Consider the following 24,589-nt stretch of genomic DNA (forward strand, 5'->3'; position numbering starts at 1 on the left):
TGCGGAATTCACGTCAGTAAATAATTTAAAGTAAACATGAAATTAAACCAACTCAATGCACTTATCGTTGATGACTCATCGATCGTGCTATCAACTATCCGCAATATGTTGATTCATATCGGCTTTTCAGAGCGAATGATTTCAATTGCTAAATCCCCTCGCATCGCTATGACGATAACAAGCGAAACGACGTTTGATGTGATTATCTGCGACTATAACTTTGGTAACACCATCAATGGCAAGCAGCTGTTTGAAGAGCTTAAACAATCGAATAGATTGAAAGACGATGGAATATTTATTCTAGTTACAGGTGAGAATTCCGCTTTATCGATCCGCCCTATTTTAGAGCTTCGACCAGATAATTATTTATTAAAACCATTCAATCGTGAAACCTTAAAGCAACGTATTACAAGCTCTTTAAAAAAGAAGCTGGTTCTACAAAAAATCTATAAGGCCGAACGAGAAAATGACTATGAAGCGGGACTTGAGTTCTGCGAAGAGCTGATCGCCTTTCATTCTGAATATTTTACGACCATCCAGCAATTTCGCGGAAGCTTTTTGTCAAAGCTTAAGCTTTACGAAGAAGCAAAGAACGTATATGAGAAGGCGCTTGATGAAGGCAGTTTTGATTGGGCTCAAGCAGGTCTAGCAAACAGCCTTGCGAATTTGGGTCAGATCAATGAAGCACAACGAATGATCGAAAGCTTGATTGATTCAGCACCCACCAGCACCTTGTATCGAGACCAAGCAGCTCAAGTAAACCTTATCAGCAATAAGGTTCCAGCTGCGATTGCCCATTTTAAATTGGCAAGTGAACTCACACCGGGTAATTCAGAAAGGGAACTGGCAATCGCAAATCTGTGTCTCTCCGTAAATGATACCAAGACGGCGTTGGTTCACTATCAGAACTATGTGCAGATCAATAGGGATACCTTTCGAGATAACCTCTATATGAAGCTCAACCATATTCGATTTTTGCTCTATTGTGCATCTGGTGAGAGCAACAATAAAGCGACACTCGACCAAGTAAACTATCTAATTTCGAAGATCCCTACAGAGGCAAGAGCAGGTCTTCAAACGGATTTGGCGCTTATCGCAGCACACATTGCAATGGAATCAAAACAGTACCAAAAAGCGGTGACTATTTTGACTGCACTGCACGACAGAAATAGCTTTAATGCATTCCCGGTCATCTATCATCACACCTGGTTGCTGGACAGAATGAGTTGTGAGAATGAGTTTAAAGTCGCAGAGAGCCGCTGTGGCATGTTGATCATCCAAACGGCGAACGAAACCGTTGTTTCTAGCCAAATGACCATGTGCAGTGAGATGAAACGCCGTAACGCAGAAAAGATGGAATGGCTCAAACAGAGCAACGTCAGCATTAAGCAGGCTTCGTCGGACTATAAACAGGTATTGGTCGCTTATTTAGAGATTCACAAGCGATGCCCGATGATCAAAAACGTATGCATGAACATCGTCAAACTGCTCTCTGTTATTTGGCCTGACGCAATGGGCGCGAAACAGGTTTTAACGATTATTCAGAAGTGTGATGGCGTGGTCACTCAACTTTATACACTTGATGAACTGACCAAAAACAATTATCAAAATTACTATCGAAAGGCGTTGCTAGCTTGTAAGCAAGCAGACGAAGCAACCAAAGCGAGCTTCTCTTTTATGTAGCTTCGCTTTATACGACTTCTACTTGGGTAAGCTCCAGACACGAAAAAGGCTTTGCCATTACAGCAAAGCCTTTTAAATATTCTGGCAAGTCAGGTTAATCTAAATTTGATTAACCTAAATTGGCATTAACCGATGTGCGTTACGCCGCCCATGTATGGCTGAAGTACTGCTGGGATAGCAATACGGCCATCAGCTTCTTGGTTGTTCTCAAGGATAGCAACCATAGTACGACCAACAGCAAGACCAGAACCGTTTAGTGTGTGTACAAGTTCAGGTTTCTTTTCGCCTTTACGACGGAAACGAGCTTGCATACGACGCGCTTGGAAATCCCACATATTTGAACAAGAAGAAATCTCACGGTAAGTCTCTTGTGCTGGAACCCATACTTCTAAGTCGTAAGTTTTCGCAGAGCCGAAGCCCATGTCACCTGTACATAGAATCACTTTACGGTAAGGAAGCTCTAGAAGTTGAAGTACTTTCTCAGCGTGGCCAGTTAGCTCTTCAAGCGCTGCCATTGAGTCTTCTGGCTTAGTGATTTGTACTAATTCAACTTTGTCGAATTGGTGCATACGGATAAGACCACGAGTGTCACGACCGTAAGAACCCGCTTCAGAACGGAAACATGGCGTGTGAGCTGTCATCTTAAGTGGCAGTTCAGCTTCATCAGTAATCGTGTCACGAACCATGTTCGTTACCGGTACTTCCGCAGTAGGGATAAGCGATAGAGTCTTAAGAGGTACGTCACTTACTTGCTCAGTTAGCGGGCTTGTGTGGAACAAGTCTTCGCCGAACTTAGGAAGTTGACCAGTACCGTAAAGGCTATCGTGGTTCACTAGGTACGGTACGTACATTTCTGTGTAGCCGTGCTCATCAGTGTGAAGGTCCAGCATGAACTGAGCAATAGCACGGTGTAGGCGTGCAAATTTGCCTTTCATCACGATGAAACGAGAACCCGAGATTTTAACTGCGCTAGCAAAATCAAGACCGCCAGACATTTCGCCAAGATCGACGTGATCTTTCACTTCAAAGTCGTAAGTCTTAGGTTGACCCCAACGAGAAACTTCTACGTTATCGTCTTCATCTTTACCATCAGGCACTTCTGCATCAGGTAGGTTGGGAATAGACATTGTGATCGTTTCTAGCTCAGATTGAAGGTCAGCCAATGCTACTTTAGCTTGGTCTAGTTCTGCGCCTAAGTTGCCTACTTCTGCAAGGATACGCTCAGCTTCTTCATGGTCGCCTTTTGCTTTCGCTTGACCAATGGACTTCGATCGAGAGTTACGTAACGCTTGTAGCTCTTCAGTTTTCATCTGAAGGGACTTACGTTTTTCTTCAAGTTCACGAATTGTCTCTACATCAAGGGTGAAGCCTCGACGTGCTAATTTTGCCGCTGTTTCATCCAGCTCAGCTCGAAGTAATTTAGAATCCAGCATTGCTAATCCTATGCTTTAGTTATTTGAATATTCAGTAGTTTGCTACTGAATCACTGCTAAACCCCTAAAACTGGTGCTATTTCGACCAATTTATAACGATTTAATTGAAATTTTATGACTAGGTAACGATATCCAAAAAAGACTACTTTTCATAGCGTTTTTGTGGGCTTTTTGCGTCCAAATCCGCCAGATAATCTAGCTTCTCGCCAATTTTGGTCTCTAAGCCTCGTTTTGTTGGGAAATAGTATTGCTTCTCTCCCATTTCAGGAGGCAGATATTTTTCACCCGCCGCGTAGGCTCCTGGTTCGTCATGAGCATAACGGTATTCTTGCCCGTAGCCCATGTCCTTCATCAAAGTTGTCGGTGCATTTCGTAAATGATGCGGCACTTCATATTCAGGAAGGTTGTGAGCATCTGTTAGAGCTTGCTTCCACGCGGTGTAAACAGCATTACTCTTTGGTGCACATGCGAGATAGACTACCGCCTGAGCAATCGCACGCTCCCCTTCGGCAGGGCCAATACGAGTGAAGCAATCCCAAGCCGACATCGCAACCTGCATTGCTCTTGGGTCAGCGTTGCCAATATCTTCAGAAGCAATCGCTAGCAAACGTCTTACGATATACAAAGGGTCGCAACCCGCAGCAATCATTCTTGCTGACCAATACAAGGCCGCATCAGGGTTTGAGCCACGAATTGACTTATGAACCGCCGATATTAGGTCGTACCAAATATCGCCCTTGTTATCGAAACGAGCGACTTTCTCACCAGCCACTTCAGCCAACAACTGCAAGGTTATCGCTTTCTCGCCTCTATCGTTATCTTCTGCCATGTCATACAGCAGTTCAAGGTAGTTAAGCGACATACGTGCGTCACCGTTAACCAGTTCCGCAAGGCGATCTAAAACATTATCAGCAAAATCAGCAGGCACATCACCTAACCCGCGTTGCTTGTCTTCAATCGCTTGGCGAATGACGAGAGAAATATCATCTGTATTCAGGGACGTCAGTTTGTATACACGCGCACGTGACAACAAAGCGTTGTTCAATTCAAAAGAAGGGTTTTCTGTCGTCGCACCAATAAAGGTCACGGTGCCATCTTCGATATGAGGCAGAAAAGCATCTTGCTGACTTTTGTTAAAGCGATGGACTTCGTCCACAAACAGGATCGTTCTGCGCCCTGCTTGCTTGTTTTCACGCGCTTTTTCAATCGCAATACGGATGTCTTTTACGCCCGAGGTTACCGCCGATACGCGTTCCACTTCAGCATTGGCATAGTTTGCTGCTACTTCGGCTAACGTCGTTTTACCGGTGCCCGGAGGCCCCCACAAAATCATCGAGTGGATATGGCCCGCTTCCAATGCTCTGCGAAGTGGTTTACCTGGGCCTAATATATGCTGCTGACCGATGTACTGTTCGACAGTTTCCGGTCTCATACGAGCAGCAAGGGGACGAAAATCTTCGTCCCCCGCAAAATCTAAGCTGTAATTACTCAATTGCAATCTCTTGATTCGTTGATGGCATTGATGCCTATCGACGTACTACCAAACGATCTGCTTGTTTAGATCAGTTTCTTTGGTCGTCGACCTCGACACCTTCCGGTGCCACAAAAGTAAAGCGGTCTGCTGCAGGTTTACCCAAGTCAACATTGCTAAAGGTAAACTCACCTTTTTGACCGTCTTGTTCAATCACATTAAAGCCCTGAACAATGCCCTTTTCGGTGATATTAATCTGGAAGTCGCCCTGATTAGAATCGACAGCGGTTGGCGTTAGCGTAAATTGGTTACCCGTTTGCGCCACATTATAGTTATCCCAATCGCTTTCTTGGTTACGTGTAAGTAGGACAAAAGGTGTTTGTGAAGTCGCTTGCTCTTGCCAGTAAATGCTCACTTGCTCAATGAACGGGCTGTAGTACCACAAGCTTTGGCCATCAGATACCAACAAGTTTTCATCAGGGAACGTGGTCTCCCAGCGGAACAAGCTTGGGCGTGCAATCTCAACCGTGCCCTCACCTTCCATAACAACATCACCATCAGGGCTGGTCACGACTTGTTTAAAGTCAGCGCTGAAGCCTGCGTTTAATGCCAAGCGGCTACTCAACTCTTCTTTCGGAGAAGCAAACACTGAGAAGCTCATAAATAAAAGTGCGAATACTTTTTTCATCAATAATCCTGTTAGAACATAAATCGGTCATATTTTCGATTTGACCGACTTAATGGGTATAAGTTCATAGGGCGTGTTGACCTTTCGTGGTTGAATTTTGTTCGAGATAAAAGCGTTTTAATCGCGGCGAGGGGGAAGTAGCCTAGTAATTCTAAGCAAATCTCCCTCAACAAAGAGTAAAACGCTTTTAGCCGAACCCTTCGGGCAGCGTTTGCTGGTCATTTCTACTACGTTATCGGCTTCTCATGTAGGCTAGCTACACATCAAAGCCTCTGCCTTGTATAAATACCCAGCAACTCGCTGCAAAAATCAGCTCGAAAGATCTACACGCCCTAGTAGAACTAATCTTTTGGTGGCGCTGGTGCTAAGACTTCTCGGTTACCGTTATGACCTGGAGCACTTACGATACCTTGAGCTTCAAGTTGCTCGACAATACGTGCAGCACGGTTGTAGCCAATCTTGAATCGACGTTGTACGCCTGAAACTGAGCCACGACGTGAATGAACAACGTGTTCTACCACCTGATCAAACAGAGGATCGACCTCTTCATCACCTTCCATCTTCTCACCCGGAAGCAAGGTTTCAGGGGTTTGTTCGCCGTTGGTGATCTCATCAATATAGTTTGGCTTACCACGCGCTTTCCAGTTATTCACAACTGCGTGTACATCGTCATCAGATGCAAAAGCACCGTGAACGCGAGTTGTATGACTAGAGCCCGGTGGCAAGTAAAGCATATCACCCATGCCCAATAGTGATTCGGCACCACCTTGATCAAGGATAGTTCGTGAATCCGTTTTGGTTGATACCGTAAAGGCCACACGGGTTGGAATGTTCGCTTTGATAAGGCCAGTAATAACATCTACAGATGGGCGTTGCGTCGCTAGGATCAAGTGAACACCTGCCGCACGTGCTTTTTGTGCCAAACGCGCAATCAGTTCTTCAACTTTCTTACCGACCACCATGATTAGGTCGGCAAATTCATCAACGATAACCACAATGTAAGGCAGCTTCTCAAGTAATGGTGCTTCAGGGTCCATGCTGTCGCCCGGCTTCCACAGTGGATCGTGAATTGGGTGACCCGCTTCCGCTGCCATTTTAAGCTTATCGTTGTAACCTTTAATATTACGAACGCCTAACGCTGACATCAGCTTATAACGACGTTCCATCTCGCCAACACACCAACGAAGGGCATTCGACGCATCTTTCATGTCAGTTACCACTTCAGACAATAGATGAGGGATGCCTTCATAAACCGATAGCTCAAGCATTTTCGGGTCGATCATGATGAAGCGAACATCTTCCGGTGATGCTTTGTAAAGCATACTCAGAATCATTACGTTCACACCTACCGACTTACCAGAACCGGTTGTACCTGCAACCAGAACGTGAGGCATTTTCGATAGATCAGCAATAACGGCTTCACCTGCGATGTCTTGTCCTAGAACCACTGTTGTTGGCGATTTTGCTTCTTGGAACTGAGGGCTAGCAACCACATCGGAGAAGAATACCGTTTGGCGACTCATGTTCGGCAGTTCTAAGCCAACATAAGGTTTACCCGGAATCACTTCTACGACACGTACTGCCAAGGCAGATAGTGAACGCGCCAAGTCCATAGAAAGGCCAGAGATACGGCTTACTTTCACGCCCGGCGCCAGATCGAGCTCGAATCGAGTGATTACTGGACCAGGGAAAATATCAACCACATCGGCTTTGATCTTGTAATCCGCTAGCTTAGATTCCACAAGGCGAGCAATTGCCTCTAATGCGTCACGGTCAATAAAGGTTTCACGCTTTTCAGGATGGAATAACAATTCAAGCGTTGGTAATGGCTCAGCAGGCTTCGGTAAATTAACATCTTGTTGAACCAAGAACGGATTCTGCGTCGCTGCCATATTCGCTTGTGCTTCAGAGACAATGCTTTGGAATGCTGCGACATCTTGATCTTGATGAGCAGATTCTTCTTCCGTTACTTCTTCCCAAGGAAGATCAACAGCTGGCTCTAGGCTTTGTGCTGTTGGCTGTTCAGGCTCTGAATGTTCTTCTTGATAAGTGAAAGGTTCAAACTGTTCTTCGGTTAATGCTGCGCCAGCTAATTCAGCTTCAGTCTGCTCAGACTCAAAATCTGAACCCTGTTGGTAGCTTTGCTCTTCCGTCACATCAAACGGTGAAGGTTGTGCAGAGAAATCGTCTTCCACTGTTGCTTCTGGCTCGCCCATAGGTGAAGCGTATAAAGATTCAGGTTGAACATCTTCAGCACCGAATTCGCCATTTACTTGTGGTGAGCTATCTAATTCTGGCTCAGCACTTTCAAGGTCAGCTTGAGCAGAGCTAACTTCTGACTGTTCGTTCTGCATGTATTGTTGGTAAGCAACCTGAGAATCATGCGCGTCGAGCTGATCTTGTTCTGCTAGATCATCTTCATACATGGCCGCATTTTCTAGTTGCTCGATCGTTGCATTCAACTGTTTAGAGCGCTCAATACCTTCTTCTAACTGTTCTTCTGGCGCTTGGTAAACAGGTGCTGCAGGGATCGGTTGCTCTGGTTCAATTACCGCTTGAGGCTGAACCTGAGGTTCTTCATGAACAGAAACTTCTTGCTTCGCTGGAGCTTCGACAGGCATATGAATGTTGTAATGACGCTTCGGCGATGCAGCATTGTCTCGCGCATTTGTCGCCACGTCTGAAGAATCATTAGTCGCAGAAAAACTCATCGCAGGATCTAGCGGGTCATGCTCTGTTGATTCTTTGTTGTCTTCTATAGCAGGAACATCGCGGTAAGTTGGCTCTTGATGCTGGTGATGACGTTCCTCGATTAAATCGCGGTCTGCTGATTCTCTTAATTGAGGCTCAAGCAGCTCTTGGTCTTGGCCACGAGCCTTATTAACAGCAGAAGTGAAAAATTTGATGGCACATTCACCCAACCATTCCACAATACTTAACCAAGAAATACCAGTTAATAGAGTAAAGCCAGCACCCCATAAGAAAAGAAGAACCAGCGTACTACCAAGAACATTCAACGTTGGAAGAGCAAGGCTTGTTAAGACGTCGCCCACTACGCCACCGGATGAAAAGTACCAGATGTCGTCAAAGTTGATATCCGCGAGACCACAGCTCGTAAGAATTAGGATAGTCAGGCCAAGCAAGCGAGTGCCCCACAGCATGAAGTCGATCTGCTCGTCTTCATTACGTTTGCGGAATAATACCCACGCTGCAACCGTCACTAAGATAGGCAAAGGGTAAGCCAAAGAGCCAAATACGAAGAAAAGCGTATCCGCCAACCAAGCACCTAGGTAGCCACCCGCATTTTGAATGTCACCACCCCACGCCGTTTGCGACCATGATGGGTCTGCAGGACTAAAAGTTAATAACGCAACGGCAAGTAGAATAGAGAAGAGAACACCGAGAATCAGACTGCACTCTTTGAGACGTTGAGAACCACTCAAACGAGGAGACTGAGGCTCTTCACTCGTTTTAATGATTGTTTCTACTTTATTACTGCTCTGCTTGAACATAAACCAACTTAATAATTAAACGGGATAAAAACATCTCGAGCGGCCAAAGCCGCTCGTTTCAATGAAACTACTGTTGATTTAACCATATCAAACAGAAAAACCCAATTCCAGAAAGCAAGAAAGCGGAACAAATGTCCGCTTTCTTTCATTTCACCAATTGTGACTAACGAGTTTTAATCACAAGTTGATTAGTTTGTTTCACTTCTTCCATTACTACGTAAGTTCGAGTGTCGTTTACGCCCGGTAGACGAAGTAACGTATCACCCAGTAGCTTACGGTAAGCACCCATATCAGATACACGTGTTTTTAGAAGATAGTCAAAATCACCCGACACTAAATGACACTCTTGGATGTCATCCAGTTTCTGCACAGCGGTGTTGAATTGTTCGAACACATCTGGCGCACCACGGTTCAACGTAATTTCAACAAACACTAACAGTGAAGCATCAAGGTACTGTGGGTTCAGCAACGCTGTATACCCAGTAATGTAACCTTGACGTTCTAAACGACGAACACGTTCAAGACATGGAGTTGGAGAAAGTCCTACTCGTTTTGAGAGTTCAACGTTTGAGATACGACCGTCTTTTTGCAACTCATTAAGAATGTTGCGGTCAATACGATCTAGTTCCTTGGACGGCTTCTTATAATTGTCTGCCATTTTTTATTCCACCTTATTACTTCCTTGCAAAAAAATATACTACAACTTTTTAATATTCAGTATCAAATTTTATCTGAACCTATCTATACTAGATATTAATTCGACAGAATTACCCTACACATAGATAAAACAACCAAAATAAAATGAGGAGTCAGGATGATCATTGGCGTACCTAAGGAAATCAAGAACCACGAATACCGCGTTGGTATGACCCCAGCTAGCGTGAGAGAACTAATCTCACACGGCCACCAAGTTTTTGTAGAAACCAATGCCGGTACTGGTATCGGTTTTTCAGACGATGATTACATCGCTGTAGGCGCATCCATTCTTCCTACTGCTGCTGACGTTTTCGCGAAAGCAGAGATGATTGTAAAGGTTAAAGAACCCCAAGCTGTCGAGCGAGCTATGCTTCGCGAAGGGCAAATATTATTTACCTATTTACACCTTGCACCAGATTTTCCACAAACTGAAGAGCTTATCAAGAGCAAAGCTGTCTGCGTAGCCTATGAGACTGTAACAGATAATATGGGTCGCTTGCCACTATTAGCACCAATGTCTGAAGTGGCTGGTCGCATGTCTATTCAAGCAGGTGCACAAACATTAGAGAAATCTAACGGTGGTTGTGGTCTTCTTCTTGGTGGCGTTCCAGGTGTTGAACCAGCAAAAGTTGTTGTTGTTGGTGGCGGTGTTGTAGGTGCTAACGCAGCACGTATGGCTGTAGGCCTTCGCGCTGATGTTACAATTCTTGACCGTAACGTAGATACACTGCGTCGTCTTGATGAAGAATTCCAAGGTCGCGCAAAAGTGGTTTATTCTACTGAAGACGCTATTGAGAAGCATGTTCTAGAAGCAGACCTAGTGATTGGTGCAGTACTAATCCCTGGTGCAGCAGCGCCAAAACTGGTTACAAAAGAGCACATCGCTAAGATGAAGCCAGGTTCAGCAGTTGTTGACGTTGCAATCGACCAAGGCGGTTGTTTCGAGACTTCTCACGCAACCACTCACGCAGACCCAACTTACATTGTTGATGACGTAGTTCACTACTGTGTTGCAAACATGCCTGGCGCTGTTGCTCGCACTTCAACTTACGCACTAAACAATGCAACACTTCCTTACATTGTTAAGCTAGCGAACAAGGGCTACCGCGAAGCACTTCTATCTGATGAAGGCTTCCTAGAAGGTCTAAACGTTATTCACGGTAAAGTAACTTGTAAAGAAGTTGCAGAGAGCTTTGACCTTGAATACGTAGACCCAGCAAAAGCAATCGCAATGTTTAACTAATGATGTAATGACTACCTGAACGCAATAATCTTCTCGTTGAAGCGTTCAGTTAACTCATACACATTAAACAAAAAGCCAGTACGACATAATGTCGCGCTGGCTTTTTTGCATTTATGACTTTATTTGTATTTATAGCTTTATTTTGCATTACTGGATTTAGGTCGAAAAAACACGAATAGACTGTTTACCACTAGCGCTCGATTTTCACCCCATGAATCAATAGGTTTCTTGGCGTAATACTGCGTTCGCAGAACTCTTCAATCGAAGCTTCATAACCTTGTTCTTGAAGGTAGATAGCGCGATCTAAAGCCAGCCATATCTCTAATGGTCGTCTAAAAACTTGTTGAACCAAACTCAGCTTCTCCATTTCCCAGAAAAGCGCTTCGCCTTGAATCAAATAAGATGCAAAATCAATATCTGAACCCAGCGATAGCTCTTTCACTTCAGATGCCCAGCGGCAGAAGGATTCAAAACCCTCAGCTAACTCTGATTTTTTGATGCTCGGTACAGGAATGTATTCTTCAATATGAAGTTCAGCCTTAAGTAACTGGCTGAAGCCTAGACGATAACTCATCTCTAGTTGGCGATGTCTCTTTACTCTTTCACCACCAGTCACGGTTTCTTGAAGCGGGATTCTTAAGTCGCTCTTACTTAACGTTAATGCTGATCTTTTCGCGACAGAAGACATCGCTTGGTAGTTTTCGTCTCGAATAAGATGATAACAACAAGGAGAAATAGTGACCGCTGGTAGCCCATGTGACACTGACTTTTTAACTAGCTCAACATGAAGATCGCCACAAGCATGAAGGGCTACGGCATGTTGGTACGAATTAAACACGTCATCGGCCTTGTCTGAAAACGCATCTCCTTGAACAAAATTCATCGCTAACTTCTGGTCATCCGCAATCTTTTGTCCGCTTTCGCATAATGATTGCTGCCATTCAAAGCTCGTGACTTTTTGAGCAGATTGTTGAGATAGGATTCGACCAAGAAAGCCTTTACCAGAACACCACTCGAGCCACTCTTTGCCATGATGATGACCTAATGCAGCCTCGCCCATTGCGACAATTTGATGTAGCTTTCGACCAGGAATACCATCAGCAGTACCACGTGGGAGGTCTAAACCAACCAAAGCTGTGTTATTGAACTGGATGTTTTGGGTAGCAGTATCTAATTCAGGTAGGAAACGAGTCAGTTCCTTAATCAAAAGCTGAGGCTGCTCTTTTAAGGTTTGAATGCTTTCATTATCTAAGCTTTGTAACCAATCAACGAGTGGACGATTGACCTCTTTCCACGGCTGCTGTTGAGTTTGGCATAGGTGAAAAGGCTCTGAACGCCAGTAAATCTGGTGTTCTAGCAAAAATGAATCGAGTATTTTAAATCGTGAATGCATGCTTCCCCCTATGATGCGTGGATTGTAGGGGTAAGAGGTCGAAATGGAAAGGATCGATAAAGAAAACGAAAGCTAAAAGCCCAAAAGAGAAACGGCCTGCAAATACAGGCCGAATAAGAATCTAGATTTACACGATGAGATTAACGAACTGGCAGCTCGATATCTTTAAACATCTCCTCGATCTCTTCATTCGATTTCAAAGAAATAGCTTGCTCAACCACAGGGCGAGTCAAGTGCGGTGCAAAACGCTCCATAAAATCAAACATGTAAGAACGCAGGAAGGTGCCTTTTCTAAAGCCAATACTGGTTGTGCTCGCACCAAATAGATGGCTCGCATCAATCGCAACCAAATCAGTATCTTGCTCGTGGTCAATCGCCATACTTGCGATTACACCAACACCAATACCCATACGAACATAGGTTTTGATTACGTCTGCATCGGTCGCGGTAAACACAACACGCGGTGTTAACCCAACTTTGTTGAACGCGGTATCAAGCTCAGAACGACCAGTAAAACCAAACACGTAGGTCACTAGGGAATAAGCCGCAAGATCTTCGATCGTGATATTACGCTTCTGTGCCAGAGGGTGATCCTTGGTCACGACGATCGAACGGTTCCAGTGGTAACAAGGCAGCATAATCGCATCTTGGTAAAGATGCAGCGCTTCCGTTGCAATCGCAAAATTCGCAGTACCCTTAGCGACGGCTTCTGACATTTGGCTTGGCGTGCCTTGGTGCATGTGAAGCGATACTTTTGGGTAGCGCGCCGTGAAACCTTTAATTACATCAGGCAGTGCATAACGAGCTTGAGTATGAGTCGTTGAAATATTCAATGTACCCATCTCTGGATGAGTGTGCTCACCCGCTACCGCTTTAATACTTTCAACGCGCGCCAAAATCTCTTGAGAGATACGAATGATATCCTCACCCGCTTGGGTAACCTGCGTTAAATGCTTGCCGCTACGCTCAAAAATCTGAATGCCTAGTTCGTCTTCAAGTAATCTAACTTGCTTACTAATGCCAGGCTGAGATGTGTACAAACTCTCTGCTGTAGCTGAAACATTTAGGTTATGGTTTACAACCTCAACAATGTACTTCAGTTGCTGTAACTTCATATCTAACCTCGTAATCCTTTACTCATTTCTGTGCTAACTTATTTGCAAAGAGAGCGTTATAGTCGCGTGTAATATAATTAATAGTTATAACGCTTCGAACACAAAAATGACAGGAAAATTGAGTTTTTCTAGCTTAACAAACAAAAACATCACTAACGCTTTGCAACCCAACCCTCATTCTCATACATTAGTTGGTAAGTTTTGATTGCCGATTTCGCTCAACAAGAGATAATCAGAAATTGCAATTTACGAGTGCCGATACACAATGGAATCGTGTATCCTCTCCAGTTAGCTATAGAAAATAATAAGCAGACTCAAATATATGAATATTGGTTTAATAATCGCCTTAGTAGCCGTTCTTTTGGTGTTAGTTTTAGGCTACAACATCATGCTTCAATATAAAGTTAAGGTAGAAACAGCGAAGAAACAGGAAGCTTCTCGTTATCTAACCATTATTGACGGTACAGAAGAACTGATTGGCAACGCTCACCACATGCCGTTTAGCCAAGATCTTCTTGTATGCTTAAACAATCGAATTCTTGATGCATTAGAAAACATGTATCAACTCGATCCAAAAAATAAGCAGCTTGCCCAACGCATTGAAAGTGTAAAGCAACAAATCACTCAGCTTAAAGAGAACTACAAAGGTGGCGAGAGTACAGCTTTCCGCGTACCAAGTAGTGACAAGCAAGCGATCATGATGCTTAAGTTAGTTAAGCGCCTACGTGATACGGTACGCAACGAGCACAATAAAGGCCGTTTCGAGACCCAAGCTTATGTGGTTGAAAATGCTCGCCTAGAAACGATTCAAATCCGTATTAACATTGAAAATGTTATTAAACGTGCAAACGATTCGATTTCTCGCGGACAACCGGGAACAGCGATCCAGCTATTACGCAAAGGTATTGATGCTTTAGCGACTAAGAACGACTCGTACTCTAATCAAGCCAAAGAAAAGCTTCAACAGATGCTCAACGAGCTTGACCAGAAACGCCAAGACAAAAACGCTCAAGATTTACAACAGATGGAATCTAAAGAGCGAGAAGACGATATGGATGCCCTCTTCGGTCAGAAGAAGAAGTGGTAACAATCTAATTCAACACTTAAAGGCCGCCTTATTTACATTAAATAGGCGGCCTTTTTTGTAGCTGTTGAATTTCCTTTCTCTGTATAGGGAGATCTCTTGAGCTGTGATAAAATCCCCACATTATCAACAAACTTTCCCTGACCATGTATCAAGAATTACTCGCTCCAATCCACTCTTTTCTTAAAGCCGAAACGCCAGATTCATGGATAGATGAAGCCAAAAAGCCTGAAAACCTTCACATCATTCTACGCGATCACATGCTGTGTGAACTTAAGGCGGCACAAAGTGCTTTGTTCCTTATCCGCAAGTACGCTGTCGATAAAGAAAGCGCGAAGCAACTGAATGAATGGATTTTGCCATACGAGCAATTTGCTTACCGTCGTATCGGAGACTTAGAGTCTCTGCGTGGTAAAAGCAACGTATCCAAGCAAATCACCGCGAAAGAAGGCTGTAATTACGGTGCAGACCTGATCGATAAGATGGTATTACTGATCAAAGAAGAGCTGCATCACTTCTACCAAGTCATGGAGTTGATGGAGAAGAAAGGCGTGACTTACCAGCCAATCGAGGCGGGTCGTTACGCTAAAGGCTTGATCAAACAAGTTAAGACTTACGAGCCTGATGCTCTGGTTGATAAACTTATCATCGGTGCGTTTATTGAAGCTCGCTCTTGTGAACGCTTCGCTAAATTGGCTCCTTTCTTGGAAGAAGACATGGAGAAGTTTTACGTGTCTCTACTTCGCTCGGAAGCGCGTCACTATCAAGATTACCTTGAGCTAGCAGAGCAGATCGCAGGGAAAGATATTTCAGAGCGTATAGCGCATTTTGCTCAAGTAGAAGCTGATCTTATCACTTCAGATGACAACGACTTCAAATTCCATAGTGGCGCTCCGGTTTAAGCTCCACACAGAGCATTCAGTCCAGATTAGACTAATCCAGACTAAAAAATTAAGGCCAGCAATTTGCTGGCCTTCTTTATTTATATCTCAATCTAAATATAGACTTAAGCTAACGTACCGTTGATCTCTGCAAGCACAGCAGCAGGGTCTATCGCTTGCGTAATCGGACGGCCGATAACAAGGTAATCTGAGCCTGATTCAATCGCTTTAGAAGGCGTCATGATTCGCTTCTGATCACCAACATCTGCGCCGACAGGACGAATACCTGGAGTAACTAGCTTGAACTCCTGACCAAGTGCACCTTTAAGCAAAGATGCCTCTTGTGCAGAACATACAACACCGTCTAAGCCTGAGTTTTTCGTTAGAGAAGCCAAACGCATCACTTGTTGTTGTGGTTCAAGATCCAGACCGATACCCGCTAAATCAGATTGCTCCATACTGGTGAGTACCGTTACACCGATTAACAGTGGACGGTCTTTGCCATAAGGTTCTAAGATTTCGCGAGAAGCCGTCATCATGCGCTCACCGCCACTTGCGTGTACGTTCACCATCCAAACACCCAGTTCTGCGGCAGCACGAACTGCTTTTGAACATGTGTTCGGGATGTCGTGGAATTTAAGGTCTAAAAATACTGAGAAACCACGCTTATGTAATTCACGAACAAATTCAGGGCCAAACAGGGTAAACATCTCTTTGCCCACTTTTAGGCGGCAAGATGCTGGGTCAATACGATCGACAAAGGCTAACGCATCCGCTTGATTATCATAATCCAAGGCTACAATGATTTTTTGGTCGTTCATTTCATCTCCTAACGCAGTTAACTTTCTAAAAATTTCTAATCACCTAAACAGGTGATAAATAACAGTCATAAAAATGCAGCCCGAAAGCTGCAATTAATAATTTGGTCTTAAAGTGACCACAAATCTATTCACCATCAAGCCCACGAATAGGCTTGATCGTCCCCCACCCTTTACATGAAGGGCAGTGCCAATACATTGAATGTGTTGAGAAACCACACTGACGACAACGATAATGGGGCTTAACCTTAAGCTGTTCACCAACCATAGATTGAAGCGTGGTTAAGCTGTCTTTTGCTCGGCCTTCTTCTGCTTCCGCTAGGTGGTAATCGATTAATCGATAAAAACCTTTCATGGTTGGGTTTTTAACAAGCTGCTTTGTCAGTAGCTCTTGAGCTGAACCTACATCTTCATGGTGAGCAACCAATTGCGCCAGCATCAGTTCGGCAGATACACCGGCTTTCTTCTGAATACACGCTTTGAGGAACTCGACCAATTGAGCTTCTTGTCCAAGCTTGTGGTAACACTCAGCAAGAGTTGGCAACACCTCACTGATAAAATCGATATCTTGTTCAAGTACCGATTCAAGACAATCAATTGTCTTTTGGTAATCTTCGTTCGCTAAGTGAAACTTCCCTAGCGCGATACTTGCACGAACACATTTAGGGTCTTCAGAAAGCGCCTTCTTAAAATGCTGAAGCGCTTTAGAACGATTACCGTCGGCTTGTTCTTGCATCGCAAGCTCACACCAGAAATGCGCAACGGTCGCACGCATCTTCATTTTTTTCTTGCCGAGCTTAACTAAGATATTTCCGTAATGGATAGCCTTGTTCCACTCACGGGTCTGCTGATAAATAGCCACCAACTGCTGTAAAGCGCCCTCTTTATGGTCAGGCTCTTCTACAAGCTGTTCAAAGATTTTTTCGGCGCGATCAAGGAAACCAGAGACCATATAGTCTTTGGCTAATTGTTGCAGTGCGAGGTTTTTCTGATCGAGGGTAAGCCCCGAACGAGAGATGAGATTTTGGTGAATACGAATAGCGCGGTCGACTTCGCCTCTTGAGCGGAACAAGTTGCCCAAAGCCAAGTGAGTATCGATGGTTTCATTGTCTACTTGAAGCAGCTCAATGAAGTGATCAACCGCTTTGTCAGATTGATCTGACAGTAATAGGTTCAAACCCGTCACGTATTGACGGGAGATCTGGTGTGATTGCTTTTGTTTTTCTTGCTGAGCATTACGATTACCCATATACCAGCCATAAGCGGCTGCGATGGGCAAAAGTAAGAACAGTAACTCTAACATCAAATATAGCCTTTAAGCTTTAGTATCAGCAGCGACCTGCTTTGATTGCTTATTGAGTTGCTTCTTCAAGCGATGAATTTTCAGCTGAGACCGCATGTGCATATTACCAAAGACTAACCAAGCAAGGGCGAAGCCTGAAACGAATACAACACCTAATAAACTTGAGAGGTGGAAGTCACCTTGCGCTAGCAGATAGTTGAAATTCACAGTTGTTTGGTTTTGAGAGCCTAAAGCCAGTGCAATTAGGAAAAGTGCGATAACGGCGACTATTTTTATAATTTTCATAGTTCATCACTCATTGGTTGGTTAGCTGTACGATTATGCAGGAAAATTACTAATCAGACCACCATATTATGGTCATAAAAAAGCGGCATACATTATAGTATGCCGCTTTTCTTAATTCCGATAAGTAGGCTACATTCCTGAGTTTACTCGTTCACGCAGCTCTTTACCTGGTTTGAAGTGAGGAACGTATTTACCTTCTAACTCTACCTTGTCACCAGTCTTTGGGTTACGTCCAACACGAGGCTCACGATAATGCAGAGAAAAGCTGCCAAAACCGCGAATTTCGATTCGATCACCACTTTCTAGTGTTGAAGCCATATGCTCTAAAATGTCTTTTACAGCGTCTTCAATTTCTTTTGCAGAAAGATGCGTTTGCTCAGCGCATAGTCTTTCAATCAATTCAGACTTAGTCATAGTTACCCTCGTTGGTTTTCTTTTTAGAAATTATAGACCTATCGGAAAAATAAGCAAAAAAAAAGGAGCCTTACGGCTCCTTTCTTGGCTAGATAGCTATAATTCTCTTAATGAGAAGCTATTATTCGCCTTTAGCAGCTTTGAATGCGTCTGCCATTGCGTTACCGAACGCGCCTTCTTCAGACTTGTTCAGTGAAGCCATTGCTTCTTGCTCATCAGCTTCATCTTTAGCTTTGATAGATAGGTTGATTACGCGGTTCTTACGGTCTACACCAGTGAACTTCGCTTCAACGCTGTCGCCAACGCTTAGGATTAGAGATGCATCTTCGATACGGTCGCGAGAAACTTCAGAAGCGCGGATGTAACCTTCAACGCCTTCGATTAGCTCGATAGTAGCGCCTTTCGCGTCAACTGCAGTAACAGTACCGTTTACAAGAACACCTTTCTTGTTGTCAGCAACGTATGCGTTGAACGGGTCGTTTTCCATTTGCTTAACGCCAAGAGAAATACGCTCACGCTCTGCATCTACTGCTAGAACAACAGCAGAGATTTCGTCGCCTTTCTTGTATTCACGTACAGCTTCTTCGCCGGCAGCGTTCCAAGAAATGTCAGATAGGTGTACAAGACCGTCGATACCGCCTTCTAGACCGATGAAGATACCAAAGTCAGTGATAGACTTGATCTTACCAGTAACTTTGTCGCCCTTAGCTTGCATTTCTGCAAATGACTGCCATGGGTTAGCTTTACACTGTTTCAGACCTAGAGAGATACGACGACGTTCTTCGTCGATATCAAGAACCATAACCTCAACTTCGTCGCCAACATTAACAACTTTAGAAGGGTGGATGTTCTTGTTAGTCCAATCCATTTCAGAAACGTGTACTAGACCTTCAACGCCTTCTTCGATTTCAACGAAGCAGCCGTAGTCAGTTAGGTTTGTAACACGACCAGAAAGCTTGTGACCTTCTGGGTAACGCTTAGCGATTGCTACCCATGGATCTTCGCCTAGTTGCTTAAGACCTAGTGAAACACGAGTGCGCTCACGATCGAACTTAAGAACTTTAACTAGGATTTCGTCACCAACGTTAACGATCTCTGATGGGTGCTTAACGCGCTTCCAAGCCATATCTGTGATATGTAGAAGACCGTCAACACCGCCAAGGTCAACGAATGCACCGTAGTCAGTAAGGTTCTTAACGATACCTTTAACTTCAGTACCTTCTTGTAGAGTTTCAAGAAGTTCGTCACGCTCAACACTGTTTTCAGATTCGATAACAGCACGACGAGAAACAACAACGTTGTTACGCTTCTGGTCTAGCTTGATTACTTTGAACTCTAGCTCTTTGTTTTCTAGGTGAGCAGTGTCACGGATAGGACGTACGTCTACTAGAGAACCTGGAAGGAAAGCACGGATACCGTTAAGTTCAACAGTGAAACCGCCTTTAACTTTACCGTTGATGATACCAACAACAGTTTCAGCTTCTTCACAAGCTTTCTCAAGTACGATCCAAGCTTCGTGACGCTTCGCTTTCTCACGAGAAAGTTGAGTTTCACCGAAACCATCTTCAACAGCGTCTAGAGCTACGTCTACTTCAGCACCAACTTCAACTTCAAGTTCGCCAGCAGCGTTCTTGAATTGTTCAGCAGGGATAGCAGATTCAGACTTAAGACCAGCGTCTACAAGAACGAAACCGTTCTCGATAGCTACTACAGTACCTTTAACGATGCTGCCTTGTTGGAATTCAGTTTCAGATAGAAACTCTTCAAAGAGTTGAGCAAAAGATTCAGTCATTATTTAATCTTCAATAATTAAACGTCCATGGGTATCCTACCGCATGGGGTTGATAAATTCGCCGGTCATCATCCTTGCGACCAACGTTCGTACTAGCTCGGCGAAATTACCCAGCCAGTTTCGATTCAATATAGTGTAGTGCTTTTTCTACTACCTGCTCAATATTCATTGAGGTGGAATCAAGCACTAGAGCATCCTCTGCAGGGCGAAGTGGCGCCACTGGGCGATTACGATCTCGGTCGTCTCGCTCTTGGATCTCGCTCAAAAGGTCGTCAAATTTAACATCTAACCCCTTCTGTTGCAACTGTTTAAGGCGGCGACTCGCACGCTCTTCAGCACTTGCATCTAAAAATATTTTCGCTTCAGCTTCAGGAAACACAACCGTTCCCATGTCACGACCATCTGCAACCAAACCAGGCGCAGCGCTGAATGCACGTTGACGACGAAGCAGTGCTTCGCGAACGCGAGGTAAAGCAGCAACTTTTGAAGCCGCCATGCCAGTCTCTTCTTTACGAAGTTCACCAGACACATCTTCACCTTCTAGGATAACCTTAACTAAGTCGCCTTCAGCAATAAACTGCACGTCTAAGTGTGTAGCAAGCGGTACTAAAGCATCCTCTGATTCAGTATCCACACCATGGTGAATTGCCGCTAAAGCCAATACGCGATAGATCGCGCCTGAGTCTAGAAGATGAAAGCCTAGCTTATCTGCTAGCAACATACACAGGGTACCTTTACCTGCACCACTTGGTCCATCAACCGTAATCACTGGGCTTTGAGAAGGCATCTTTTACTCCACGTTTTGTCGTAAGTTTTATTCTGTACTAGCGATTCGCCACTACTTTATAGGCGGCATATTATAGAGAAAAATTGGTACTCGAGCGAGGTAAATCTCAGATAATTCCGTGTTGATGATGCATAAACCAATGCAACTATCTCAATATCCGTTTGCTTAGGTCAATAAGACACACACGCGCTTTTCGATAGCGCATTTTTCGGTAGATAGAAAAAAGCCTCGCAATAGGCAAGGCTCATCATTTTTCATTTTGTAGAGCAAACAATAACTCGCTCAAAGAAGCTTAGCCAATAATAGCTCGAACCGCTTCTAGGTCTTCAGGCGTATCAACACCAGCAGCCGGCGCTTCCGCTGCAACGTCTACGTGGATTTTTTCACCGTACCAAAGTACTCGTAATTGCTCTAGGCACTCAATACGTTCAAGAGTGCTTGGTTCCCAATTAATGTAGGTATTGATAAAACCCGCTCGGTAAGCATAGATACCAATATGACGAAGCAAAGGAGATTCCGCTGCAGTACCGTTGTTCGCGTAAGCATCGCGATCCCAAGGGATGGTTGCTCGGCTAAAATACAAGGCGTAACCGTCTTTATCGGTTACAACTTTGACGGCATTAGGGTTAAACACTTCATCAGCATGAGTGATTTCCACACCTAACGTTGCCATCGGAGCTGTACTGTTAGCAAGATTGTTGGCAACCTGATTAATGATCGAAGGTGGGATAAGTGGCTCATCACCTTGAACATTCACGATAATATGATCATCAGGAATCTTCATAACTTCAATCACTTCAGCTAGGCGTTCAGTGCCTGACTCATGATTCGGTGATGTCATACAAACGGTCGCGCCAAATGCTTTAGCCGCTTTTTCAACTCGAGCGTCGTCTGTAGCGATAATAACGTTATCGGCACCCGCTTTCATTGACTGTTCGTATACCCATTGAATCATCGGCTTTCCACCAATGTCAGCAAGTGGCTTCCCTGGTAAACGGCTCGATTGGTATCTTGCAGGTATAACAACCGTATAAGACATTACTTACCCTCATCCATAGAAACGGTACGAGCTTCAGGTTCTAAAAGAACAGGAATACCCTCTTTAATTGGGTAAGCAAGGCGATCAATTTTACAAACAAGCTCTTGCTTATCCTTGTCAAAAGTTAGTTTACCTTTACATACAGGGCAAGCAACGATCTCAAGTAGACGGTGATCCATAGTATTCCATAACCTCTTTTATTCTTTTTAAAATTTGCTGTTGCGAATCTTCATCAAACTGCGCAGAAACTGGAAGATACCACCAGTTATCTTGAGCATATTCTTCGCATTTTACAGCGTCTTTTTCTGTCATAATCAGATTCATACCTTTATTAGCTAAGGCATGAAGTTCATCTTTATTAAAATCTTGATGGTCGGCGAAGCCCTGTGTGAAGACCACATCACCATCAAGATCTTCCAATGTTTTAAAAAAGCGCGGTGGGTGGCCAATACCGGCAAAAGCCACCAGCTTCTGTAATTCTGCCACAGACCTTTTTTGGCCTGTCTTAAGGTTAACCGCTTGGCTTGGAAGCAAAGACATCGAGAACTCTCGCCCGTGCGCTTTACCGCCATTGTTCACCAAAAAGTCGACCTCTTCTAAACGTGAAATCGGCTCTCGTAATGGGCCTAAAGGAATCAAGCTCTCGCTACCAAAGCGTCTTGCGCCGTCGATAACCGCAAATTCAATATCGCGTTCAAGCGCGTAATGCTGAAGGCCATCGTCAGTGATAATCACATCAACGCCTTTGCTCAGCAACGATTTCACTGCGTTAGCTCGCACAGGGTCGACTGCGACTGGCGCACCAGTTCGCTTACGAATCAAGCGAGGTTCATCACCCGAATGCTCAGCTGGCGTATTTTCATCCAACACCAACGGATAGCTTGGTGCTTTTGCACCGTAGCCACGAGACACGACTCCGGGTTTATAGCCGTGAGCCTGAAGCATCTCTACTAACCAAATCACAACCGGCGTTTTACCATTTCCGCCAGCAGTAATATTGCCCACAACAATAACAGGTAAAGGCGGGCGGTAGGTCTCTTTCTTCCCCGAGAGATAAGCGTCACGACGCTGACTACTGATCATGTTGAACAGCAGACTCAGTGGCCACAATAGCGGCCAGAGAAGATATTTCAACGGGTGATTGTTAAACCAAATCTTTTCGATCACAACAAGACCTAATTTATCCGCTGAACTGAATTCGGTGTAATTGTGCATAAGCACCATCATGCGCGATTAGCTCAGCATGTGCGCCTCTTTCTACAATATGACCATCATCAACCACTAGAATCTCATCAGCTTGCTCGATGGTAGAGAGTCGGTGTGCGATAACTAATACTGTTTTGTCTTTTTGCAGTTCTTCTAGTGCAGATTGAATCGCTCTCTCTGACTCAGTATCCAGTGCAGACGTTGCCTCATCAAGAATCAAAACCGGTGCATCTCTCAATAGAGCTCGAGCAATCGCAATACGCTGTCTTTGACCACCAGAAAGACTCGCGCCATTCTCGCCCACAACCGTATCAATGCCATTTTCCATGCCATCGATAAACTCACTTGCATGAGCAAGCTTAGCCGCGTGTTCGATCTGTTCACGTGAATACTGTTCTTCTGCTGCGTAAGCGATGTTGTTAGCCACCGTATCGTTAAACAGATGTACATTTTGAGAAACGAGAGCAAAGTGCTCACGCAGATTTCTCAATTCGTAATCACGAATGTCGTGGTCATCAAGCTCAATTGAACCAGAGTCTACGTCATAAAAACGAGTAAATAGGTTGGCAATGGTACTTTTACCCGAACCCGATCGCCCAACAAGCGCAACCGTTTTACCTTTCGGTATATTGAAGCTGACCTTATCAAGTGCTGGTTTCTCTGCACCGTCATAAGTAAACGTGACATCTTTAACAGCCACTTCACCCGTTACAGTTTCAGGTTTCAACGTTCCTTTGTTTTGCTCGGTATCTAGATCCATCAAGCCAAATAGAGTTGTACTCGCAGCCATACCACGTTGGAATTCAGACGTTACGTTAGTTAATGCCTTTAACGGACGTAATAGACCAAACATTGCAGAGAAGACAACGGTAAACGTACCAGGAGTAAGCTCGGCTTTAATAGAATCAACACTAGCAAGGAATAGAACAACAACAATCGCAACTGATGCGATCATTTGAATAATCGGGTTAGCAGCCGCTTGAGCAGTGATTAGCTTCATGCTTTGTTGGCGCATTTGGTTACTAACTTTATCAAAGCGGTGTTTTTCTAGATCTTGACCACCGTAAGTTAGAACCACTTTATGTCCTTTCAGCATTTGTTCAGCAGACGACGCCACATGGCCCATACTGGTTTGCATGTTCTTAGAGATCTTTCTGAATCGCTTCGATACGATACTGATCGCCCACGCAACCAAAGGCGCTACAGCAAATAACACTAAAGACAACTGCCAGCTATTCCAGAACATCAGCGTCAACAAGCCAATAATACTTGCACCTTCACGGACAATACTGACTAACGCTTTACTGGTTGCTGCAGACACTTGCTCTGAATCGTAAGTAATTCGAGATAGCAATGCGCCTGTCTGTTCTTTATCGAAGAAAGAAACAGGCATATGCATGAAATGACTGAAAATTTTGCGACGAATTTCCATCACCACATTGCCAGAGACCCAGCTCAAACAATAGGTTGAAACAAAGCCACTGACACCACGAATAAACATCATGGCAAAGATAATAATAGGGAGCGTGCGTAAAAAGTCAGATTCAGCATTACCAAAGCCTTCATCAAGTAACGGCTTTAGTAAGGAAATCATATAGGTATCAGAAACGGCATTTATAATAAGCGCAATTACCGCAACACCTAGGCCGGCCTTATATAGTCGAATATAAGTCCAAAGTCTTTTAAATGTGACCCAGGTAGTTTCATCTGTTTGTGTTGACATAGAATCGCTTAATTTTCTCACAA

General features: G+C 44.3%; 21 protein-coding genes. 4 read left to right on the forward strand and 17 right to left on the reverse strand.

The features are described from left to right. Positions 1-36 precede the first annotated feature (36 nt). Positions 37-1,683 (forward strand): response regulator, encoded by a 1,647-nt coding sequence (locus OCV20_RS10905; RefSeq protein WP_086773723.1) that lies wholly within the window; start codon positions 37-39, stop codon positions 1,681-1,683. A 125-nt stretch (positions 1,684-1,808) separates the two neighbouring features. Here OCV20_RS10905 and serS read toward each other — a convergent pair whose 3' ends face one another. The 5 genes from serS to lrp all read right to left on the reverse strand — a co-directional run bounded on the left by serS (position 1,809) and on the right by lrp (position 9,445). After that, complete coding sequence (gene serS / locus OCV20_RS10910; RefSeq protein WP_010439959.1) at positions 1,809-3,116, reverse strand: serine--tRNA ligase; 1,308 nt, start codon at positions 3,114-3,116, stop codon at positions 1,809-1,811. 142 nt (positions 3,117-3,258) lie between these two features. Next, positions 3,259-4,614, reverse strand: a complete 1,356-nt coding sequence (locus OCV20_RS10915) for a replication-associated recombination protein A (protein ID WP_231625735.1) — start codon at positions 4,612-4,614, stop codon at positions 3,259-3,261. A gap of 64 nt (positions 4,615-4,678) precedes the next feature. Then, the gene (gene lolA / locus OCV20_RS10920) at positions 4,679-5,275 is read right to left on the reverse strand and encodes an outer membrane lipoprotein periplasmic chaperone LolA (RefSeq protein ID WP_017060248.1); all 597 of its coding nucleotides are present in this window, start codon (positions 5,273-5,275) and stop codon (positions 4,679-4,681) included. A gap of 341 nt (positions 5,276-5,616) precedes the next feature. Then, on the reverse strand, positions 5,617-8,787 hold the full coding sequence (locus OCV20_RS10925) for a DNA translocase FtsK 4TM domain-containing protein (protein WP_086773724.1): 3,171 nt from the start codon (positions 8,785-8,787) through the stop codon (positions 5,617-5,619). Between the two features lie 163 nt (positions 8,788-8,950). After that, complete coding sequence (gene lrp, locus OCV20_RS10930) at positions 8,951-9,445, reverse strand: leucine-responsive transcriptional regulator Lrp (protein WP_004734558.1); 495 nt, start codon at positions 9,443-9,445, stop codon at positions 8,951-8,953. Positions 9,446-9,601: 156 nt separating this feature from the next. On the opposite strand from lrp, the gene ald reads away from it, so the two are divergent. After that, entirely contained in the window at positions 9,602-10,726 is a 1,125-nt protein-coding gene (gene ald, locus OCV20_RS10935; protein WP_086773725.1) for an alanine dehydrogenase, read from the forward strand. Positions 10,727-10,916: 190 nt separating this feature from the next. Here the strand turns inward: ald and OCV20_RS10940 are convergent, their stop codons facing one another. Then, positions 10,917-12,119, reverse strand: coding sequence for a methyltransferase (locus OCV20_RS10940; RefSeq protein ID WP_086773726.1), 1,203 nt, complete (start codon positions 12,117-12,119; stop codon positions 10,917-10,919). A 140-nt stretch (positions 12,120-12,259) separates the two neighbouring features. Beyond that, positions 12,260-13,234 carry an HTH-type transcriptional regulator CysB gene (gene cysB / locus OCV20_RS10945; RefSeq protein ID WP_017060244.1) on the reverse strand — a complete coding sequence of 325 codons (975 nt, stop codon included), beginning with the start codon at positions 13,232-13,234 and terminating at the stop codon, positions 12,260-12,262. Between the two features lie 322 nt (positions 13,235-13,556). Here cysB and OCV20_RS10950 point away from each other — a divergent pair, with 322 nt between their 5' ends. Next, positions 13,557-14,321 carry a hypothetical protein gene (locus OCV20_RS10950; protein WP_048614538.1) on the forward strand — a complete coding sequence of 255 codons (765 nt, stop codon included), beginning with the start codon at positions 13,557-13,559 and terminating at the stop codon, positions 14,319-14,321. Between the two features lie 143 nt (positions 14,322-14,464). Then, positions 14,465-15,220, forward strand: coding sequence for a tRNA isopentenyl-2-thiomethyl-A-37 hydroxylase MiaE (gene miaE / locus OCV20_RS10955; protein ID WP_050644556.1), 756 nt, complete (start codon positions 14,465-14,467; stop codon positions 15,218-15,220). A 104-nt stretch (positions 15,221-15,324) separates the two neighbouring features. On the opposite strand, the gene pyrF is transcribed toward miaE, so the two are convergent. From pyrF to msbA, 10 genes are all read right to left on the reverse strand, one after another. Continuing rightward, a complete protein-coding gene (pyrF, locus tag OCV20_RS10960; RefSeq protein ID WP_017078954.1) occupies positions 15,325-16,020 on the reverse strand; it encodes an orotidine-5'-phosphate decarboxylase in 696 nt (231 codons plus the stop codon). Positions 16,021-16,144: 124 nt separating this feature from the next. Continuing rightward, positions 16,145-17,320, reverse strand: a complete 1,176-nt coding sequence (lapB, locus tag OCV20_RS10965) for a lipopolysaccharide assembly protein LapB (RefSeq protein WP_016769333.1) — start codon at positions 17,318-17,320, stop codon at positions 16,145-16,147. Between the two features lie 12 nt (positions 17,321-17,332). After that, on the reverse strand, positions 17,333-17,605 hold the full coding sequence (locus OCV20_RS10970) for a LapA family protein (protein WP_017066774.1): 273 nt from the start codon (positions 17,603-17,605) through the stop codon (positions 17,333-17,335). A gap of 129 nt (positions 17,606-17,734) precedes the next feature. Continuing rightward, positions 17,735-18,019, reverse strand: a complete 285-nt coding sequence (gene ihfB, locus OCV20_RS10975; RefSeq protein ID WP_017060238.1) for an integration host factor subunit beta — start codon at positions 18,017-18,019, stop codon at positions 17,735-17,737. Between the two features lie 121 nt (positions 18,020-18,140). Next, the gene (rpsA, locus tag OCV20_RS10980) at positions 18,141-19,811 is read right to left on the reverse strand and encodes a 30S ribosomal protein S1 (protein ID WP_010439921.1); all 1,671 of its coding nucleotides are present in this window, start codon (positions 19,809-19,811) and stop codon (positions 18,141-18,143) included. A 106-nt stretch (positions 19,812-19,917) separates the two neighbouring features. Then, entirely contained in the window at positions 19,918-20,598 is a 681-nt protein-coding gene (gene cmk, locus OCV20_RS10985) for a (d)CMP kinase (protein ID WP_017060237.1), read from the reverse strand. Positions 20,599-20,890: 292 nt separating this feature from the next. Continuing rightward, positions 20,891-21,637: a 3-deoxy-manno-octulosonate cytidylyltransferase gene (gene kdsB, locus OCV20_RS10990; RefSeq protein WP_048609374.1), complete on the reverse strand. Its 747-nt coding sequence runs from the start codon at positions 21,635-21,637 to the stop codon at positions 20,891-20,893. Further along, complete coding sequence (locus OCV20_RS10995; protein WP_004736429.1) at positions 21,637-21,816, reverse strand: Trm112 family protein; 180 nt, start codon at positions 21,814-21,816, stop codon at positions 21,637-21,639. The genes kdsB and OCV20_RS10995 overlap by 1 nt, the downstream gene beginning before the upstream one ends. After that, positions 21,797-22,804: a tetraacyldisaccharide 4'-kinase gene (gene lpxK, locus OCV20_RS11000; protein ID WP_086773738.1), complete on the reverse strand. Its 1,008-nt coding sequence runs from the start codon at positions 22,802-22,804 to the stop codon at positions 21,797-21,799. Before lpxK ends, OCV20_RS10995 begins: the two co-directional genes overlap by 20 nt. 13 nt (positions 22,805-22,817) lie before the next feature. Next, on the reverse strand, positions 22,818-24,566 hold the full coding sequence (gene msbA / locus OCV20_RS11005) for a lipid A ABC transporter ATP-binding protein/permease MsbA (protein WP_086773727.1): 1,749 nt from the start codon (positions 24,564-24,566) through the stop codon (positions 22,818-22,820). Positions 24,567-24,589 lie beyond the last annotated feature (23 nt).

The sequence above is a fragment of the Vibrio coralliirubri genome (assembly GCF_024347375.1).
GTDB lineage: Bacteria > Pseudomonadota > Gammaproteobacteria > Enterobacterales > Vibrionaceae > Vibrio > Vibrio coralliirubri.

Coding starts and splice junctions, on each gene's coding strand:
- OCV20_RS10905 (WP_086773723.1), top strand. CDS start 37: ATGAAATTAAACCAACTCAATGCACTTATCGTTGATGACTCATCGATC.
- kdsB (WP_048609374.1), bottom strand. CDS start 21,637: ATGTCTTATACGGTTGTTATACCTGCAAGATACCAATCGAGCCGTTTA.
- cysB (WP_017060244.1), bottom strand. CDS start 13,234: ATGAAGTTACAGCAACTGAAGTACATTGTTGAGGTTGTAAACCATAAC.
- lolA (WP_017060248.1), bottom strand. CDS start 5,275: ATGAAAAAAGTATTCGCACTTTTATTTATGAGCTTCTCAGTGTTTGCT.
- OCV20_RS10940 (WP_086773726.1), bottom strand. CDS start 12,119: ATGCATTCACGATTTAAAATACTCGATTCATTTTTGCTAGAACACCAG.
- OCV20_RS10995 (WP_004736429.1), bottom strand. CDS start 21,816: ATGGATCACCGTCTACTTGAGATCGTTGCTTGCCCTGTATGTAAAGGT.
- miaE (WP_050644556.1), top strand. CDS start 14,465: ATGTATCAAGAATTACTCGCTCCAATCCACTCTTTTCTTAAAGCCGAA.
- rpsA (WP_010439921.1), bottom strand. CDS start 19,811: ATGACTGAATCTTTTGCTCAACTCTTTGAAGAGTTTCTATCTGAAACT.
- cmk (WP_017060237.1), bottom strand. CDS start 20,598: ATGCCTTCTCAAAGCCCAGTGATTACGGTTGATGGACCAAGTGGTGCA.
- serS (WP_010439959.1), bottom strand. CDS start 3,116: ATGCTGGATTCTAAATTACTTCGAGCTGAGCTGGATGAAACAGCGGCA.
- OCV20_RS10950 (WP_048614538.1), top strand. CDS start 13,557: ATGAATATTGGTTTAATAATCGCCTTAGTAGCCGTTCTTTTGGTGTTA.
- OCV20_RS10925 (WP_086773724.1), bottom strand. CDS start 8,787: ATGTTCAAGCAGAGCAGTAATAAAGTAGAAACAATCATTAAAACGAGT.
- lapB (WP_016769333.1), bottom strand. CDS start 17,320: ATGTTAGAGTTACTGTTCTTACTTTTGCCCATCGCAGCCGCTTATGGC.
- pyrF (WP_017078954.1), bottom strand. CDS start 16,020: ATGAACGACCAAAAAATCATTGTAGCCTTGGATTATGATAATCAAGCG.
- lrp (WP_004734558.1), bottom strand. CDS start 9,445: ATGGCAGACAATTATAAGAAGCCGTCCAAGGAACTAGATCGTATTGAC.
- ald (WP_086773725.1), top strand. CDS start 9,602: ATGATCATTGGCGTACCTAAGGAAATCAAGAACCACGAATACCGCGTT.
- ihfB (WP_017060238.1), bottom strand. CDS start 18,019: ATGACTAAGTCTGAATTGATTGAAAGACTATGCGCTGAGCAAACGCAT.
- msbA (WP_086773727.1), bottom strand. CDS start 24,566: ATGTCAACACAAACAGATGAAACTACCTGGGTCACATTTAAAAGACTT.
- OCV20_RS10970 (WP_017066774.1), bottom strand. CDS start 17,605: ATGAAAATTATAAAAATAGTCGCCGTTATCGCACTTTTCCTAATTGCA.